The sequence below is a fragment of the Pseudomonas sp. rhizo66 genome, assembly GCF_031931925.1.
Taxonomy (GTDB): domain Bacteria; phylum Pseudomonadota; class Gammaproteobacteria; order Pseudomonadales; family Pseudomonadaceae; genus Aquipseudomonas.
Genome location: NZ_JAUJWZ010000048.1, coordinates 1 through 1271, shown reverse-complemented (window position 1 = coordinate 1271; position 1271 = coordinate 1). Strand labels below are relative to the sequence as shown.

Annotated in this window: 1 pseudogene; it reads left to right on the top strand. The window is 60.3% G+C overall.

The features are described from left to right. A pseudogene (locus QZR14_RS27890) lies at positions 1 to 1271 on the top strand (toxin); the annotation flags it as partial.

Below are 1271 nucleotides of genomic sequence, written 5' to 3'. Positions count from 1 at the left end.
CAAAAAGACCGTTCCGGTTCGCTGCTCACGGACAGCTTTTCCCTGGCCGGCCAGCCGCTGCGGGAAACCCGCACGTTCCACGACGGTGAACCGTTCACCACTCACCATGCGTTCAACCCGCTCGGCGCGCTGCTGGAACAGACCGACGCCGGCAGCCATCGGCGACGCTCGCGCTACGGCCTGGCCGGGCAACTCAAGCACGTCGAGCTACTGATCAGTGGCGCGTCTGACTGGCAAACAGTGTTGGAGAACGCGCAGTACAACGCCAACGAGCAGATCATCGAACAACTGGCCGGCAATCGCGTCCTCAGTCAGTGGACGTATGACCCGGCGGACGGCCGTTTGCACACTCAGTCCAGCCGCAAGGACGGCGGCGCAGTCCTGCAGAACCTCGAATATTTCTACGACCGCGTCGGCAATATCACCCGCATTGAAGACCACGCGTTTCAGCCACGTTACTTCGCCAACCAGTTGATCGATGGCCACCGGGACTTCACCTACGACTCGCTCTATCGGTTGACCAGCGCCACCGGCTACGACGACGCCCCGCCGCCGGACATTCCCGGCCTGCCGCAACCGGGCGACCCGAACAATCGCCTCAACTACACCCAGACCTATCGGTACGACAACGGCGGCAACCTGTTCGAACTGAGTCATGTACGCGCGGGCAACAACTCGACCCGGCAAATGTTCATCGACCCGAAGAGCAATCGCGGGGTGCGCTGGAAAACCGGCGACGAGCCGCCGGATTTCGATGAGCTGTTCGACAGTCACGGTAACCAGAAAGCGATGCACCCCGGCAAGCCGCTGACCTGGAATGCCCGCGATGAGCTGGAAAACGTGACGCTGATCCAGCGTGAGGACGGTTCCAATGATGCCGAGTACTACCGTTACAGCCAGGGCATGCGCGTGTTCAAACGCCACGAAACCTTCGCGGCCAACGCCGAGCATTTTCATCAGGTGCGCTACCTGCCGGGGCTGGAAATCCGCACCCGCGACAACGGCGAAGAACTGCACGTCATCACGCTCGGCAACGCCCGTTGCCTGCATTGGGCAGCGAAAAAACCCGATGCAATCGCCAATGACCAAATGCGTTACAACCTCGAAGATCATCTCCGCTCCAGCGTGATGGAACTGGATCAAGCTGCCGTGATGATCAGTCAGGAAGGCTATTACCCCTTTGGCGAAACCGCGTGGATGGCACCGGATTCGGAAACCACGTATCGCTTCATCCGTTATTCGGGCAAGGAGATGGACGTCAGCGGTTTGTA